The 12,739-nt window shown below is 67.0% G+C and carries 9 protein-coding genes; 6 read left to right on the forward strand and 3 right to left on the reverse strand.

Features of this window, described 5'->3' with window-relative positions; genetic code table 11:
- The first annotated feature begins 40 nt into the window (after window positions 1–40).
- The 3 genes from alr (at window position 41) to ACOAPY_RS01785 (ending at window position 2,322) form a co-directional block, all read left to right on the forward strand.
- Window positions 41–1,114 (forward strand): alanine racemase, encoded by a 1,074-nt coding sequence (gene alr, locus ACOAPY_RS01775; RefSeq protein WP_465154811.1) that lies wholly within the window; start codon window positions 41–43, stop codon window positions 1,112–1,114.
- Window positions 1,115–1,217: 103 nt separating this feature from the next.
- Window positions 1,218–1,766 carry a cupin domain-containing protein gene (locus tag ACOAPY_RS01780; protein WP_021702037.1) on the forward strand — a complete coding sequence of 183 codons (549 nt, stop codon included), beginning with the start codon at window positions 1,218–1,220 and terminating at the stop codon, window positions 1,764–1,766.
- Window positions 1,767–1,899: 133 nt separating this feature from the next.
- Window positions 1,900–2,322, forward strand: coding sequence for a c-type cytochrome (locus ACOAPY_RS01785; protein ID WP_465154812.1), 423 nt, complete (start codon window positions 1,900–1,902; stop codon window positions 2,320–2,322).
- A gap of 74 nt (window positions 2,323–2,396) precedes the next feature.
- Here the strand turns inward: ACOAPY_RS01785 and ACOAPY_RS01790 are convergent, their stop codons facing one another.
- Together ACOAPY_RS01790 and rep are read right to left on the reverse strand one after the other, a co-directional pair.
- On the reverse strand, window positions 2,397–4,946 hold the full coding sequence (locus ACOAPY_RS01790; RefSeq protein WP_465154813.1) for an SEL1-like repeat protein: 2,550 nt from the start codon (window positions 4,944–4,946) through the stop codon (window positions 2,397–2,399).
- Between the two features lie 71 nt (window positions 4,947–5,017).
- A complete protein-coding gene (rep, locus tag ACOAPY_RS01795) occupies window positions 5,018–7,027 on the reverse strand; it encodes a DNA helicase Rep (RefSeq protein WP_021702040.1) in 2,010 nt (669 codons plus the stop codon).
- 297 nt (window positions 7,028–7,324) lie between these two features.
- On the opposite strand from rep, the gene ACOAPY_RS01800 reads away from it, so the two are divergent.
- Window positions 7,325–8,998 carry a putative bifunctional diguanylate cyclase/phosphodiesterase gene (locus ACOAPY_RS01800; RefSeq protein WP_465154814.1) on the forward strand — a complete coding sequence of 558 codons (1,674 nt, stop codon included), beginning with the start codon at window positions 7,325–7,327 and terminating at the stop codon, window positions 8,996–8,998.
- 121 nt (window positions 8,999–9,119) lie between these two features.
- On the opposite strand, the gene ACOAPY_RS01805 is transcribed toward ACOAPY_RS01800, so the two are convergent.
- Window positions 9,120–10,505 carry a NorM family multidrug efflux MATE transporter gene (locus tag ACOAPY_RS01805; protein ID WP_465154815.1) on the reverse strand — a complete coding sequence of 462 codons (1,386 nt, stop codon included), beginning with the start codon at window positions 10,503–10,505 and terminating at the stop codon, window positions 9,120–9,122.
- Between the two features lie 136 nt (window positions 10,506–10,641).
- On the opposite strand from ACOAPY_RS01805, the gene ACOAPY_RS01810 reads away from it, so the two are divergent.
- Both ACOAPY_RS01810 and ACOAPY_RS01815 read left to right on the forward strand, forming a co-directional pair.
- Entirely contained in the window at window positions 10,642–11,571 is a 930-nt protein-coding gene (locus ACOAPY_RS01810; RefSeq protein WP_465154816.1) for a LysR substrate-binding domain-containing protein, read from the forward strand.
- Window positions 11,572–11,894: 323 nt separating this feature from the next.
- Entirely contained in the window at window positions 11,895–12,695 is an 801-nt protein-coding gene (locus ACOAPY_RS01815) for a gamma-glutamyl-gamma-aminobutyrate hydrolase family protein (RefSeq protein WP_465154817.1), read from the forward strand.
- Window positions 12,696–12,739: the final 44 nt, after the last annotated feature.

Below are 12,739 nucleotides of genomic sequence, written 5' to 3' on the forward strand. Positions count from 1 at the left end.
ACCCCCGCCGGGCTTTTTTTAACCGAATGAAGTAGCCGCCATGCGTCCCGCCCGTGCCCTGATCGACCTCGAAGCCCTGCGCCACAACTACCGCCTCGCCCGCGAGATCAGCGGTGCCAGGGCGCTCGCGGTGGTCAAGGCGGACGCCTACGGGCATGGTGCCACGCGCTGTGCTGCCGCCCTGGAAGCTGAGGCCGACGGGTTCGCCGTAGCCTGCATCGAGGAGGCGCTGGAGCTGCGCTATGCCGGCATCCGCAAGCCGATCCTGCTGCTCGAGGGGTTCTTCGAGGAGAGCGAACTGAGCCTGATCGACCAGCACCAGCTGTGGTGCGTGGTACATGCCACCTGGCAGGTCGAGGCGATCGAGCGCGCGCGCCTGGCGCGGCCGCTGCAGGTGTGGCTGAAGCTCGATTCCGGCATGCACCGGGTCGGTCTGCACCCGGCCGAGTACCGGGATGCCCATGCCCGCCTGCTGGCCAGCGGCAAGGTCGAGAAGATCGTGCTGATGAGCCACTTCGCTCGCGCCGACGAGCTGGATTGTCCGCGCAGCGAGGAGCAGGTCGCGGTGTTCGAACAGGCGCGTGCCGGCCTGCAGGCCGAGGTCAGCCTGCGCAACTCGCCGGCCATCCTCGGTTGGCCGGCCATCGCCAGCGACTGGGTGCGCCCCGGCATCATGCTCTACGGTGCCACGCCCTTCGAGCAGGACCAGGTCCAGGCCGCGCGCCTGCGCCCGGTGATGACCCTGGAGTCGAAGATCATCAGCGTACGCGAGCTGCCGGCCGGCGAGCCGGTGGGTTATGGCGCACGCTTCGTCGCCGAGCGGCCGACCCGCGTCGGTGTGGTGGCCATGGGCTATGCCGATGGCTATCCGCGGCATGCCGCCACCGGCACGCCAATCATGGTCGATGGGCTGATGACCCGCCTGATCGGCCGGGTATCCATGGACATGCTGACCGTCGACCTCACCGACCTGCCCGGCGCAGGTCTGGGGAGTCGGGTCGAGCTGTGGGGGCGCAACGTCTCCGCCAGTGCCGTGGCCTATGGTTGCGGCAGCATTCCGTACCAGTTGTTCTGCAACCTGAAGCGGGTGCCGAGGCTCTATTCCGGGGGCTAGCCGTCACGGGGCGGGGCAATTGCGTTTGCAGTGTTGTAAATACTGAACACTGGCCGCATCATACGGCCACCCAGATGCCTTGCTCCCAGGGAGGACCCCCGCATTGGACGTCGGTGTTCGACTGCAATCTATCCGTAAACTCAAAGGCCTTTCCCAGCGTGAACTCGCCAAGCGGGCGGGTGTCACCAACAGCACCATCTCGATGATCGAGAAAAACAGCGTGAGCCCTTCGATCAGCTCGCTGAAGAAGGTGCTCGGCGGCATCCCCATGTCGCTGGTCGAGTTTTTCTCTCTCGATCTGGAGCAGGACAACCACACTCAGGTGGTGTACCGGGCCGACGAACTGACCGACCTTTCCAGCGGTGCCGTGACCATGAAGCTCATTGGCAAGGCGCACCCCAATCGGACCATTACCTTCCTCGACGAAACCTACCCGCCGGGCACCGATACCGGTGAGGAAATGCTCAACCATGACGGCGAGGAAGCCGGCATGCTGGTCGACGGCCGTTTGGAGCTGACCGTGGGCGCCGAGGTGTTTGTGCTGGAGCCGGGCGACAGCTACTACTTCGACAGCACCAAGCCGCATCGCTTCCGTAACCCCTACGACAAGCCGGCGCGACTGATCAGCGCCACCACGCCGGCGAACTTCTGAGTCGGCAGCGGGCGTTGCCTTACGCAATGCCCCTGCGACAAGTTGGGTTGTTCCGGCCAGCCGGCCGAACCGTTATACTGCGCCCGCTCGCGAAACCGTGGCCGCGGGCGTTTCTAGCCAATGAGGGTGTACCGTGAACCTGATCAAGAAGATGCTGGCGGCTCAAGCTGCCGTATTGGCCCTGTGGGCTGTGAGCGCTCAGGCTGCGACCAATGATGAGATCGCCGAGCGCATCAAGCCGGTTGGCGAGGTCTGCGTCCAGGGTGAAGAGTGCAAGGGCGTCGGCGCCGTTGCCGTGGCTGCCGGTGGTGGCGCCAAGTCGCCGGACGACGTGATCGCCGCCCACTGTGGCGCCTGCCACAACGCGGGTGTGCTGGGTGCGCCGAAGGTTGGCGATACCGCTGCCTGGAAAGCGCGTGCCGATGCCAAGGGCGGCCTGGATGGCATTCTCAAGTCGGCTATCGCCGGCATCAACGCCATGCCGCCGAAAGGCACCTGCGCCACCTGCTCGGACGACGAGCTGATGGGCGCTATCAAGAAGATGTCCGGTCTGTAACAGCCGCCAGCTTCTGAAAAAACCGCCTTCGGGCGGTTTTTTTTGTGCCTGTCATTGACTGTGCAGGCTGCGGTTTATTGTCGCAGTCGGTCGAGCAGGCGCGCCAGCGGACCGGGCTGGCGGCGCTGCGCCAGCAGTTCCTCGGCGCGCTCGCGGGCGCCGGCGACGCCGGCGTCCACTGCCTTGCGCAGCCACTCCAGCGCCTGTTCCTGGTCGGCCTCGTTGCCGAGCAGTAACTCGGCCAGGTCCAGGTAGGCGTCCTCGTACTGCTCGGCGCAGGCCTGCTGCAGGTGCTCGCGCGCCTTGCCCGGATTGGCCTTGCCGCCCAGGCCGTGGAGGTACTGGCGGCCCAGGCGCCAGTGCGCGTAGCCGTCACCCCGGCGCAGGCTGTGCTGGTAATAGCGCTGGGCCTGGGCATAGTCCTCGCGCTGCTCGTGCAGCCAGCCCAGGTAGTTGGCGCTGGCATCCTTGTCGCCGTAGCGCCAGGCGGCCTCGAAGTGCTGCAGAGCCTGGTCGTAGTCCGCTTCCTCCTCGAACAGCAGCTGGGCCAGCTCCAGATGCGCCGGGCGGTGGCCGTGCTCGGTGGCCAGCTGCAGGTAGTGGCGCGCCAGCGCCCGGTCCTGGGCGCAGCCGCGGCCCTGGCGGTAGCAGTCGCCCAGATTGCGGGCGGCCAGCGCCGAGCCGGTGTCACTGGCGCGCTGGAAATAGGCGAGGGCGCCGGCATGGTCCTGGTCGGCATGGTCCAGCAGGCAGCCGAGGTCGTTGAGGGCATCAGTGTTGCCCAGATCCACGGCGCGCAGCAGCAGCGGCCGGGCCTTCTCGTAGTCTTGCGCCTCGAGGGCGGCCAGGCCGCGGCGTTGTGCGTCCAGGGCCAGCCAGAGATCGCCGGCGCTGCGCTGCAGGCAGGCCTGCTGCACCTCGCTGAGGCCGAACTGGGCATAGCGGTCGACGATCTGCAGGGCGCGCTCGGCGGCCAGTGGGTGGCTGCTGCCGTCTTCCTCCAGGCGCCAGGCCAGGTCGTCGTGGAACACCAGTGCGCGCTCCTCGCTCTGCACGAAGCGGCGTTCGGCGGGTGCCTGGTCGAGTGGTTCGCGCAGCCACTGGCCGTCGCTGTCGAGGATGCCCCAGCGGCCTTCCAGGCAGGCGCTGAAATACTGGTCATAGAGGCTTTCCAGGCGCTCAAAGCGCGGCTCTGAGCTCCAGCCGGGCTGCGCGCCGCCGCGATACAGGCCCCAGCGCTTGCCCTCCTGAACCCGGCAGTAGTGGCTGCCGTCGGCGCTCCGGCAGCCGAGCTGCGGCTCGATCCGGGTGTAGGCGCAGGGCAGCAGCCAGCGCTGCTGCTGATGGCGATAAAGGCCGTACAGACGGCTGTCGCGCACCTGCCAGGCCTGCAGGTCGTGGAGGTAGTCGAGCGCCTGGTACTCGCCGGGCAGCAGCGCCTGGCCCTGATCGTCGAGAGCACGCCAGCGCCACTGCTGGCCGTCGCGGCGACGAATCAGATAGACCTCGCGGCCATCCAGGTCGAAGCTCTGCAGGTTGTCGGTGCCGATTGCGCCGAGGTCGTGGAAACGGGTGGTGAACAGATGCTGCGGACCCTTCGCCGGTCGGGCGGCGTAGTAGCCTTCGTACGCCTGGATCTGCTGGTACTGCGCCGGCAGCAGCCAGTTGCCCTGCGGGTCGATCGCCCCCCACAGCTCGCCCTGCTGCACGCTCCAGCAGCTGCCGCGGTGGTCCAGCGGCTCGCCTGCTTCGAACTGGCAAGGCACCGTCAGCCGGCCCTGCAGGTCGATCAGGCCGAGCTTGCCGCCCTCGGCGACCAGCGCGTGCCCGCCGGCGAAATCGTAGGCTTCCTCGAACTGGCAGGCGATCACTTCGCGGCCCTGGCGGTCGACATAGCCGAAGCGCCCGTCCAGCTGCACGCAGGCGCGCTCACTGCTCTCGTCGAATTCGTAGAAGGCCTGGTAGCGCGGCTCGATCAGTACCCGGCCATCCGCCGCGCGCAGGCCGTAACGCTGGTTCTCGCAGAAGATCTGTGGCGCATCTTCATCCTGCACCGGCAGCATCGAGCCGAGCGGTTCCCAGCCGTAGTCGTAGGCGGCCTGGTTGAGCAGGGCGCGGAAGCTGCCGGCCCAGGGCGCATCGACGCCGGGGCAGTTGTCCAGCAGCCGCGGATTGTCGTTGTCGATGGCCTCGCGGATGCAGGCGTTGCTGCGCGCAATCTCCTCCAGCAGGGCGTCGGCCTGGGCGCGGCGGTCGTCGTCGCTCATGTTGAACAGGTCCCAGGCGTCCAGGTGGAACCAGGCGTGGCTGGCACTGCCATCGAGCAGCTGGAAGATCCTGTCGCGCGCCGTGCGGAAGGCCTCGACATCGTCCAGCAGGCTGCCGGCATGGCGCTCGATGAAGGCATAGAAGGCGCGCAGCGCCTCGATGCCGGCGGGCGCCTCGGCGTACAGGCCTTCTTCGCTGTGCGGGTCGTTGTAGCAGTTGTGCCCGACGCACGCGCCCTGGGCGAACAGCGGGTGCAGCAACAGGGGCAGCTCGTAGCCCCACTCCATCAGCGGCAGGCAGTCATCCTCGCTGCTGCCAATTTCGGCCTTGTTGTACAGGTACAGGCGATGGGACATGGCGCGCTTCCTTGCGAGACGACGGACGCGCGCAGTCTAGCCGGGAAGCCGCTCTGCGGCTGTGCGCTCGGTCAGCGCTTGAGCATGGCGCGCATGCTGGCCAGGGCATCGTTGCCGCGCGCCGTCTTGACCTCTACCGGGGTGTCTTCCTGGCCTTCCCAGACCAGGTCCTCCTGCGGCAGCTCGTCGAGGAAGCGGCTCGGCGAGCAGTCGATGATCTCGCCGTACTGCTTGCGCTTGGCGGCGAAGGTCAGTGCCAGGTTGCGCTTGGCGCGGGTGATGCCGACATAGGCCAGACGCCGCTCTTCCTCGATGGTGTCGGCCTCGATGCTGGAGCGGTGGGGGAGGATCTCTTCCTCGAAGCCGATGATGTACACCGAGGGGAACTCCAGGCCCTTGGAGGCGTGCATGGTCATCATCTGCACGCCCTCGGCGCCTTCTTCTTCTTCCTGCTGGCGCTCCAGCATGTCGCGCAGCACCAGCTTGCCGATGGCGTCCTCGATGGTCATGTCGCCGTCCTCGTCCTTGTCGAGGGTGTTCTTCAGCGCTTCGACGAGGAACCAGACGTTGCCCATGCGCGCCTCGGCGACCTTGTCGCTGGAGGCGTTCTGGCGCAGCCAGTTCTCGTAGTCGATATCCATGATCATGCTGCGAATGGCACCGATCGGGTCGTTACCGGCGCAGAGTTCGCGGATCTTGTCCATGTAGCGCTTGAACCGCGACAGGCGCTCGGTATAGCGGTTGTCCAGGTGCTCGGCCAGGCCCAGCTCGTCGCTGGCGGCGTACATCGAGATGCCGCGCTCGCTGGCGTAGTTGCCGAGCTTCTCCAGGGTGGTGGAGCCGATCTCGCGGCGCGGCACGTTGATCACCCGCAGGTAGGCGTTGTCGTCGTCCGGGTTGACCAGCAGGCGGAAGTAGCTCATCAGGTCCTTCACCTCCTGGCGGGCGAAGAAGCTGGTGCCGCCGGACAGGCGATAGGGGATCTGGTGGTGCTGCAGCTTCAGCTCCATCAGCTTGGCCTGGTAGTTGCCGCGGTAGAGGATGGCGAAGTCGCTGTACGGGCGCTCGGTGCGCAGGTGCTCGGTGAGGATTTCCAGCGCCACCCGCTCGCACTCGGCGTCCTCGTTGCGGGTGCGGATCACGCGGATCGGATCGCCGTGGCCCATCTCTGACCACAGCTGCTTCTCGAACACGTGCGGGTTGTTGGCGATAAGGATGTTGGCGCACTTGAGGATGCGGCTGGTGGAGCGGTAGTTCTGCTCCAGCATCACCACCTTCAGCGACGGGTAGTCTTCCTTGAGCAGGTTGAGGTTCTCCGGCCGCGCGCCGCGCCAGGCGTAGATCGACTGGTCGTCGTCGCCGACCACGGTGAACTGGTTGCGCATGCCCACCAGCTGTTTTACCAGCAGGTACTGGCTGGCGTTGGTGTCCTGGTATTCGTCCACCAGCAGGTAGCGGATGCGGTTCTGCCATTTTTCCAGAATGTCGCGGTTCTCCTGGAACAGCTTGACCGGCAGCAGGATCAGGTCGTTGAAGTCCACCGCGTTGTACGCCTTGAGCGTGCGCTGGTAGTGCAGGTAGACGATGGCGGCGGTCTGCTCCTTGGGGCCACGGGCATTGGCCAGCGCCTCGTCGGGCAGGATCAGGTCGTTCTTCCAGCTGTCGATGTAGTTCTTGATCTCGTCGGCGCCATCGTCGCCGGCGTATTCCTTCTGCATGATGTCGGTCAGCAGGGCCTTGATGTCGCCGTCGTCGAAGATCGAGAAGCCCGGCTTGTAGCCCAGCGCCGCGTATTCCTTGCGGATGATGTTCATGCCCAGGTTGTGGAAGGTGGACACGGTCAGGCCACGCGCCTCGGCGCCCTTGAGCAGGGTGCCGACACGCTCCTTCATCTCGCGCGCGGCCTTGTTGGTGAAGGTCATGGCGACGATGTGGCGGGCCTGGATGCCGCAGTTCTGCACCAGATGGGCGATCTTTCGGGTGATCACGCTGGTCTTGCCGGAGCCGGCGCCGGCCAGTACCAGCAGCGGGCCGCCGACGTAGTTCACGGCCTCTTGCTGCCGGGGATTGAGTCGCGACATGGGGGAATTCGGTCAGAAAAAACGAGGCGGCATTCTAGCAGTCGCAGGACGCCGCCGGGGCGCATGCGGATCGCCGCCCGGCAGGCCGGGTTCCCAAGAAAAAGCTTAAGGATTGTGGGCTAAGTCACTATTTTCAAAGATCATGTACGCTTGTACCAGTCGCAGCCCGTTGCCGCTGCCGAGCCTTTGCCGCAGGATGCGCAAAGATCTGCACAGGGACAGGCAGAAAGAGAACGCCGGAATACACGGTGCATGCAGACGGGGTAAGTCTGCCTTTCCTGACCCTGGGGAGGTCATTTGTCCGCGCACGTCGAACCCTTGCGCCTGGTCCTGCTGGCCGAACAGCCAGAGTGGGTTGCGCTGTTGCGCGCACGCCTCGAGACTCTTGGCGGCGCCTTCCCGCTGATTACCGCACCGAACTGGGAGGCGGCCAGCAGCCTGTTCGACGACGGCGGGCACGGCCTGCTGCTGACCACGCCCGCCTGCCAGCCGGCGCCTGGGCGCTGCCCGTTGCCGACCATCCTGCTGCTCGACGAGGAGCCCGCTGTGGAGCCGGCCGATGTCTGCGACTGGCTGGTGCGTGACAATCTGGGCGTCGACCTGCTGCGCCGCTGTCTGCGCTATGCCGGCGAGCGCGGGCGGCTGCAGGCGACCCTGCAGCGCCTGGCCGAACAGGACCCGCTGACCGGTATCGCCAACCGCCAGGGCTTCCAGACCCTGCTGGCCGGGCGTCTGGCCGAGCACCAGGGACGCGGCCTGGCTCTTGGTCATCTCGATCTGGACAACTTCAAGCACGTCAATGACGCCCTCGGCTACCAGGCTGGCGACCGCCTGATCCTGCAGGTGGTCAACCGCCTCAAGGCCCAGCTGGAGCCCGGCGACGCGCTGGCGCGCCTGGGCAGTGACGAATTCGCCCTGCTCATCGACAACCGCCGCGATCCGCAACGCGCCGAGCGCGTGGCCGAGCGCATCACCGAGGTGTTGTCCGAGCCCTACTGGCTGGACGGCGAGAGCCTGCTGCTTGGCTGCAGCCTGGGTCTGGCCCATGCCCGCACCGGCGAGAGCGCCGATCCGCTGCTGTGGCATGCGCACATCGCCATGCAGCAGGCCAAGGCCGCCCAGGGCTGTACCCATCACCTGTACGACGAGCGCATCCATCGCGGCGCGCGCAGCATGGCCGATCTGGAAGGCGAGCTGCGCCGTGCCCTGCGTCGCGACGAGCTGGAGCTGCACTACCAGCCACGCCTGTGCCTGCAGAGCGGGCGTATCCTCGGCCTGGAGGCGCTGGTGCGCTGGCGCCATGCCGAGCGCGGCCTGCTCGGCCCGGACGAGTTCGTGCCGCTGGCCGAGGAGAGCGGGCTGATCGTGCCGCTGGGCTACTGGGTGATCGCCCGTGCCCTGCGCGACATGCAGTGGCTGCGTGGGCGCGGTCTGCCGACCCTGCACATGGCGGTCAACCTGTCGTTCCGCCAGTTCCAGGACAGCCAGCTGCTGAGCACCCTCGGCCGCCTGATCGAGGAGCGCGGGGTGGATGCCCAGTGGCTGGAGTTCGAGCTGACCGAGACGGCGGTGATGCGCCGCAGCGAGCAGGTGCGGCAGACCATGCAGGCCCTCGGCCGGCTCGGCGTGCGCTTCTCGCTGGACGACTTCGGCACCGGTTTCTCCTCCTTCGTGCACCTCAACAACCTGCCGATCACCCTGCTGAAGATCGACAAGAGCTTCGTCGCTGGCATGGGCGAGCGCGCGGAGAATCGTCAGTTGGTGCGGGCGATGATCAACCTGGCGCACAACCTGCACCTGGAAGTGGTCGCCGAGGGCGTGGAGAACGCCGAGCAACTGGCCCTGCTGCGCCAGTTCGGCTGCGACCAGGTGCAGGGCTACCTGATCAGCAAGCCGCTGCCGCTGGCCGAGCTGGCGCGCTTCCTGGTGTTCGGCCTGCGCCAGCCGCTGCTTGGCGGCTTGCCGTCCTAGGCTGCGGCGTCGCGCGTTGCACCATTCCCTCTCCCCCTGGGAGAGGGCTAGGGTGAGGGACTTAGGCGGCAGCTTTCACCCTGACTTGGCCGCCCATCCCCTCTCTCGGAGTGCACCCGGGCTACGACAGGCAGGCCTGAGCCGTTACCGCCTGCGGTCTTAGCATTCGTGCCATGCGCCACTCGAAGCCGAGGGTCAGGCCGATGGCCGCGCAGGCCAGGCCGCCGGCCAGGCCCCACCATACGCCTTCGGCACCCCAGCCGAGCGGAAAGGCCAGCGCCCAGGCCAGCGGAATGCCGATCACCCAGTAGCAGAGAATGCCAACCAGCAGGGTGGTCTTGCCGTCCTTGAGACCACGGATCGCGCCCATGGCGATGGTCTGAATGCCGTCGAACAGCTCGAACCAGGCGGCCACCGCCAGCAGGCTCACGGCCAGCGCCACCACGGCGGCGAACTGCGGGTCGTGAAGGTCGAGGAACAGCCCCACCACCCACTCCGGCGCCAGCCAGAACAGCAGGGCGAACACCAGCATGCAGCAGGCGCCCCCGCCGATGCCCAGACGTCCGGCGCGGCGCGCGTCAGCCAGGCGTCCGGCGCCATAGTGCTGGCCGATGCGGAAGGTGGTGGCGTAGGAGATACCCACCGGCACCATGAAGGCCACGTACACCGACATGATGGCGATCTGGTGCGCGGCCAGCGCGTCGCTGCCGATGGCGCCCATGCACAGGGCGGCGAAGGCGAACATGCCGGACTCCACCGCGTAGGTGCCGCCAATCGGCAGGCCCAGGCGCAGCAGCTCGCGCAGCTCGGCCAGGCGCGGGCGCAGCAGGCCGCGGGCCAGCGGGTAGGCCGCGTAGGCCGGGTGGCGCATCAGGTGGAGGAACAGCAGCAGGGTCATGACGTTGGCCACCAGCGCGGTGACCAGGCCGATGCCGGCCAGGCCCAGCGGCGGCAAGCCGAACCAGCCGTGGATCAGCGCCCAGTTGAGGGCGAAGTTGGCCGCCGCGCCGCCGATGCTGATGGCCATCACCGGGCCCGGCCGGCCGATGGCCGCCGGGAAACCGCGCAGGGCCATGAAGCCGAGGTAGCCGGGCAGGGCGAACACCAGGGTGGAGAGAAACTGCATCGCCCCCTCGATGTTGTGCGGCTCCTGACCAACGCGCGCCAGCAGCGGGCCGAGGTTCCACAGCAGCAGGCCGCTGGCAAGCGCCAGACCGCCGGCCAGCCACAGGCCATTCTGCGCCAGGCGGGTGACCCCGGCGCTGTCGCCGGCGCCATGGCGGATGGCGATCAGGTTGCCCACCGCGGCCAGTACGCCGACGCAGAAGATCGACACGAAGGAATAGCTGGCCGCGCCCAGACCGCCGGCGGCCAGCTCGGCAGGGCCCAGCTTGCCCATCATCAGGGTGTCGGTGAACACCATCAGTACATGGGCCAGCTGCGCGGCGATCAACGGACCGGCGAGGCGGAAGAGGGCGACCAGTTCGGTGCGGACGGACTGCGGCATGATGAGTCAGGCTCAAGAGAAGACTTGCCGGGAAAAATCCGGCGGGCGGAGAATGGCCCATTCTCTGGAGTCAGTGCGACGTGCACAAAAGGAAAAAAGCGATGCCTGGCATGACTAATACTCATGGGTTAGGCACATGAGCCGGCGCCTGCCGCCGCTCTATGCCCTGCGTGCCTTCGAGGCGGCGGCCCGGCATGCCTCCTTCACCCGCGCCGCCGCCGAGCTGGCCATCACCCAGAGCGCGGTGAGCCGGCATATCCGCACCCTGGAAGAGCACTTCGGCTGCCGCCTGTTCGAGCGCAGTGGCCGGCATTTGCAGCTGACCGAGACGGCGCGCGGCCTGCTGCCCGGCGTGCGCGAGGGCTTCGATGCGCTGGAGAAGGCCTGCGCCACCCTGCGCAGCGAGGATGCCTGCCTGCGCCTCAAGGCGCCCTCGACCCTGACCATGCGCTGGCTGCTGGCGCGTCTGTCGCTGTTCCGCCTGGGCAACCCGGACAGCGAGGTGCAGCTGACCAGTGCCTGGATGGACGTGGACAAGGTCGACTTCCATCACGAGCCCTTCGACTGCGCCGTGCTGCTGGGCAATGGCGACTTTCCCGAGGAGTGGGACAGCGTGCTGCTGTTCGAGGAGTGGCTGATCCCGGTGTGCGCTGCCGAAGCGGTGCAGGCCGGCCCCTGGGACCTGGCCCGGCTGCAGGCCGCCGAGCAGCTGCACCCGACCCCGGATCGCCGCGATTGGCGCCAGTGGCTGCAGGCCACCGGCCTGAGCGACCGGGTGCCGCTCAAGGGCGGCCAGCTGTTCGACATGCTGGAGCTGGGCATCGTCGCCGCCGCCCGCGGCTACGGGGTGTCGATCGGCGATCTGCTGCTGGTCGCCGAGGACGTCAATGCCGGACGTCTGGGCTTACCCAGGCCGACCGCCGTGTACAGCGGCTGCAGCTATTACCTGGTGTGGCCCAAGACGCATCGCGCGCAGGCGCGCCTGCGCCGGCTGCGTGACTTCCTGCTGGCCGAGGTGGCGCAGATGCGCCTGCCGGCCGTCGAGCGCATCATGCCGGGTGCGTAAAAAATAATGGACCATGAAGCCGCGCTCTAGCAGGGCCTTATGCGGTAGGTGTCCGTTTTTTGGCGTCTGCAGCCCTGATTGCTATATGGTCCTTTTACGCCATCCGCCTGAAATGTTTGACATATTTTACGTCTCTGGAGAGACTGTGCGGGCGGTTCGACTGTTATGCGGCCGTCGCGGGTGGTCCGTTACCTCCCATTCCCATGCCTCCAGGTGAGGCCCTGCTACGCCGCCGACAGACGGAACCGTGCCAAACAGGTAGCGCGTCGATCTCCCGACCCACCTGCACAGCAACGGCAGATCGATCTGCCCCAAGGTGACGTATGTCCAACAAGAACAGTGCAAAAACTTCCACTGCCAAGCGTAAACCCGTCGTGTTGATGTCCATGGGCGCTCAGGAGCGCAAGGGCCACGACTATCAGGTAATGACTCACAAATACATCACGCCGCTGGTGGAGATCGCCGGCTGCGTACCCGTGCTGGTGCCCACTTGCTGTGGTACCGACGACCTCGAGCAATACCTGGACATGGCCGACGGCGTGTACCTGACCGGTGCCGGTTCGAACATCGACCCGACCCTCTACGGTCAGGAAAACCTCACCCCGGAGAAGGGCCAGGATCGCGACCGCGACCTGTTCGACCTGCCGCTGATCAAGGCTGCCATCGCCCGTGGCCTGCCGGTCTTCGGCATCTGCCGCGGCATGCAGGAAATCAACGTGGCCCTGGGCGGCGACATCCACCAGAAGGTGTATGCCGAGCCGGGCTTCAACGACCATCGCGAAAACCCCGAGGACCCGGTGGCGGTGCAGTACGCCGAGGCGCACAAGGTGCGCATCGAGCCGAACAGCTGGCTGGCCCGGGTGCTGGGGCGCGAGGAGATCGGCGTCAACTCGCTGCATGGCCAGGGCATCAAGACCCTGGGCAAGGGCCTGGAGCCGCTGGCCCGCGCCGAGGACGGTCTGATCGAGGCCTTCCACGCGCCGAGCCTGTCGCCCTTCCTGTTTGCCGTGCAATGGCACCCGGAGTGGCAGGCTGCGCAGAACCCGGATTCGGTGAAGATGTTCGAGGCCTTCGGCGAGGCCTGCCGTCAGCATCAGAAAGGTGGCCAGCGCAGCGCCGCCTGATCCTGCAGGCCCCAGAGAAAGCCCGGCATGTGCCGGGCTTTTTC

Origin of the sequence: Pseudomonas stagnisoli (assembly GCF_048595745.1) — a bacterium.
Classification (GTDB): domain Bacteria; phylum Pseudomonadota; class Gammaproteobacteria; order Pseudomonadales; family Pseudomonadaceae; genus Aquipseudomonas; species Aquipseudomonas alcaligenes_A.

Bases quoted from the DNA above. Each gene is read 5' to 3' on its own strand.
- ACOAPY_RS01790 (WP_465154813.1), bottom strand. From the start codon at position 4,946: ATGTCCCATCGCCTGTACCTGTACAACAAGGCCGAAATTGGCAGCAGC.
- rep (WP_021702040.1), bottom strand. From the start codon at position 7,027: ATGTCGCGACTCAATCCCCGGCAGCAAGAGGCCGTGAACTACGTCGGC.
- ACOAPY_RS01815 (WP_465154817.1), top strand. From the start codon at position 11,895: ATGTCCAACAAGAACAGTGCAAAAACTTCCACTGCCAAGCGTAAACCC.
- alr (WP_465154811.1), top strand. From the start codon at position 41: ATGCGTCCCGCCCGTGCCCTGATCGACCTCGAAGCCCTGCGCCACAAC.
- ACOAPY_RS01805 (WP_465154815.1), bottom strand. From the start codon at position 10,505: ATGCCGCAGTCCGTCCGCACCGAACTGGTCGCCCTCTTCCGCCTCGCC.
- ACOAPY_RS01810 (WP_465154816.1), top strand. From the start codon at position 10,642: ATGAGCCGGCGCCTGCCGCCGCTCTATGCCCTGCGTGCCTTCGAGGCG.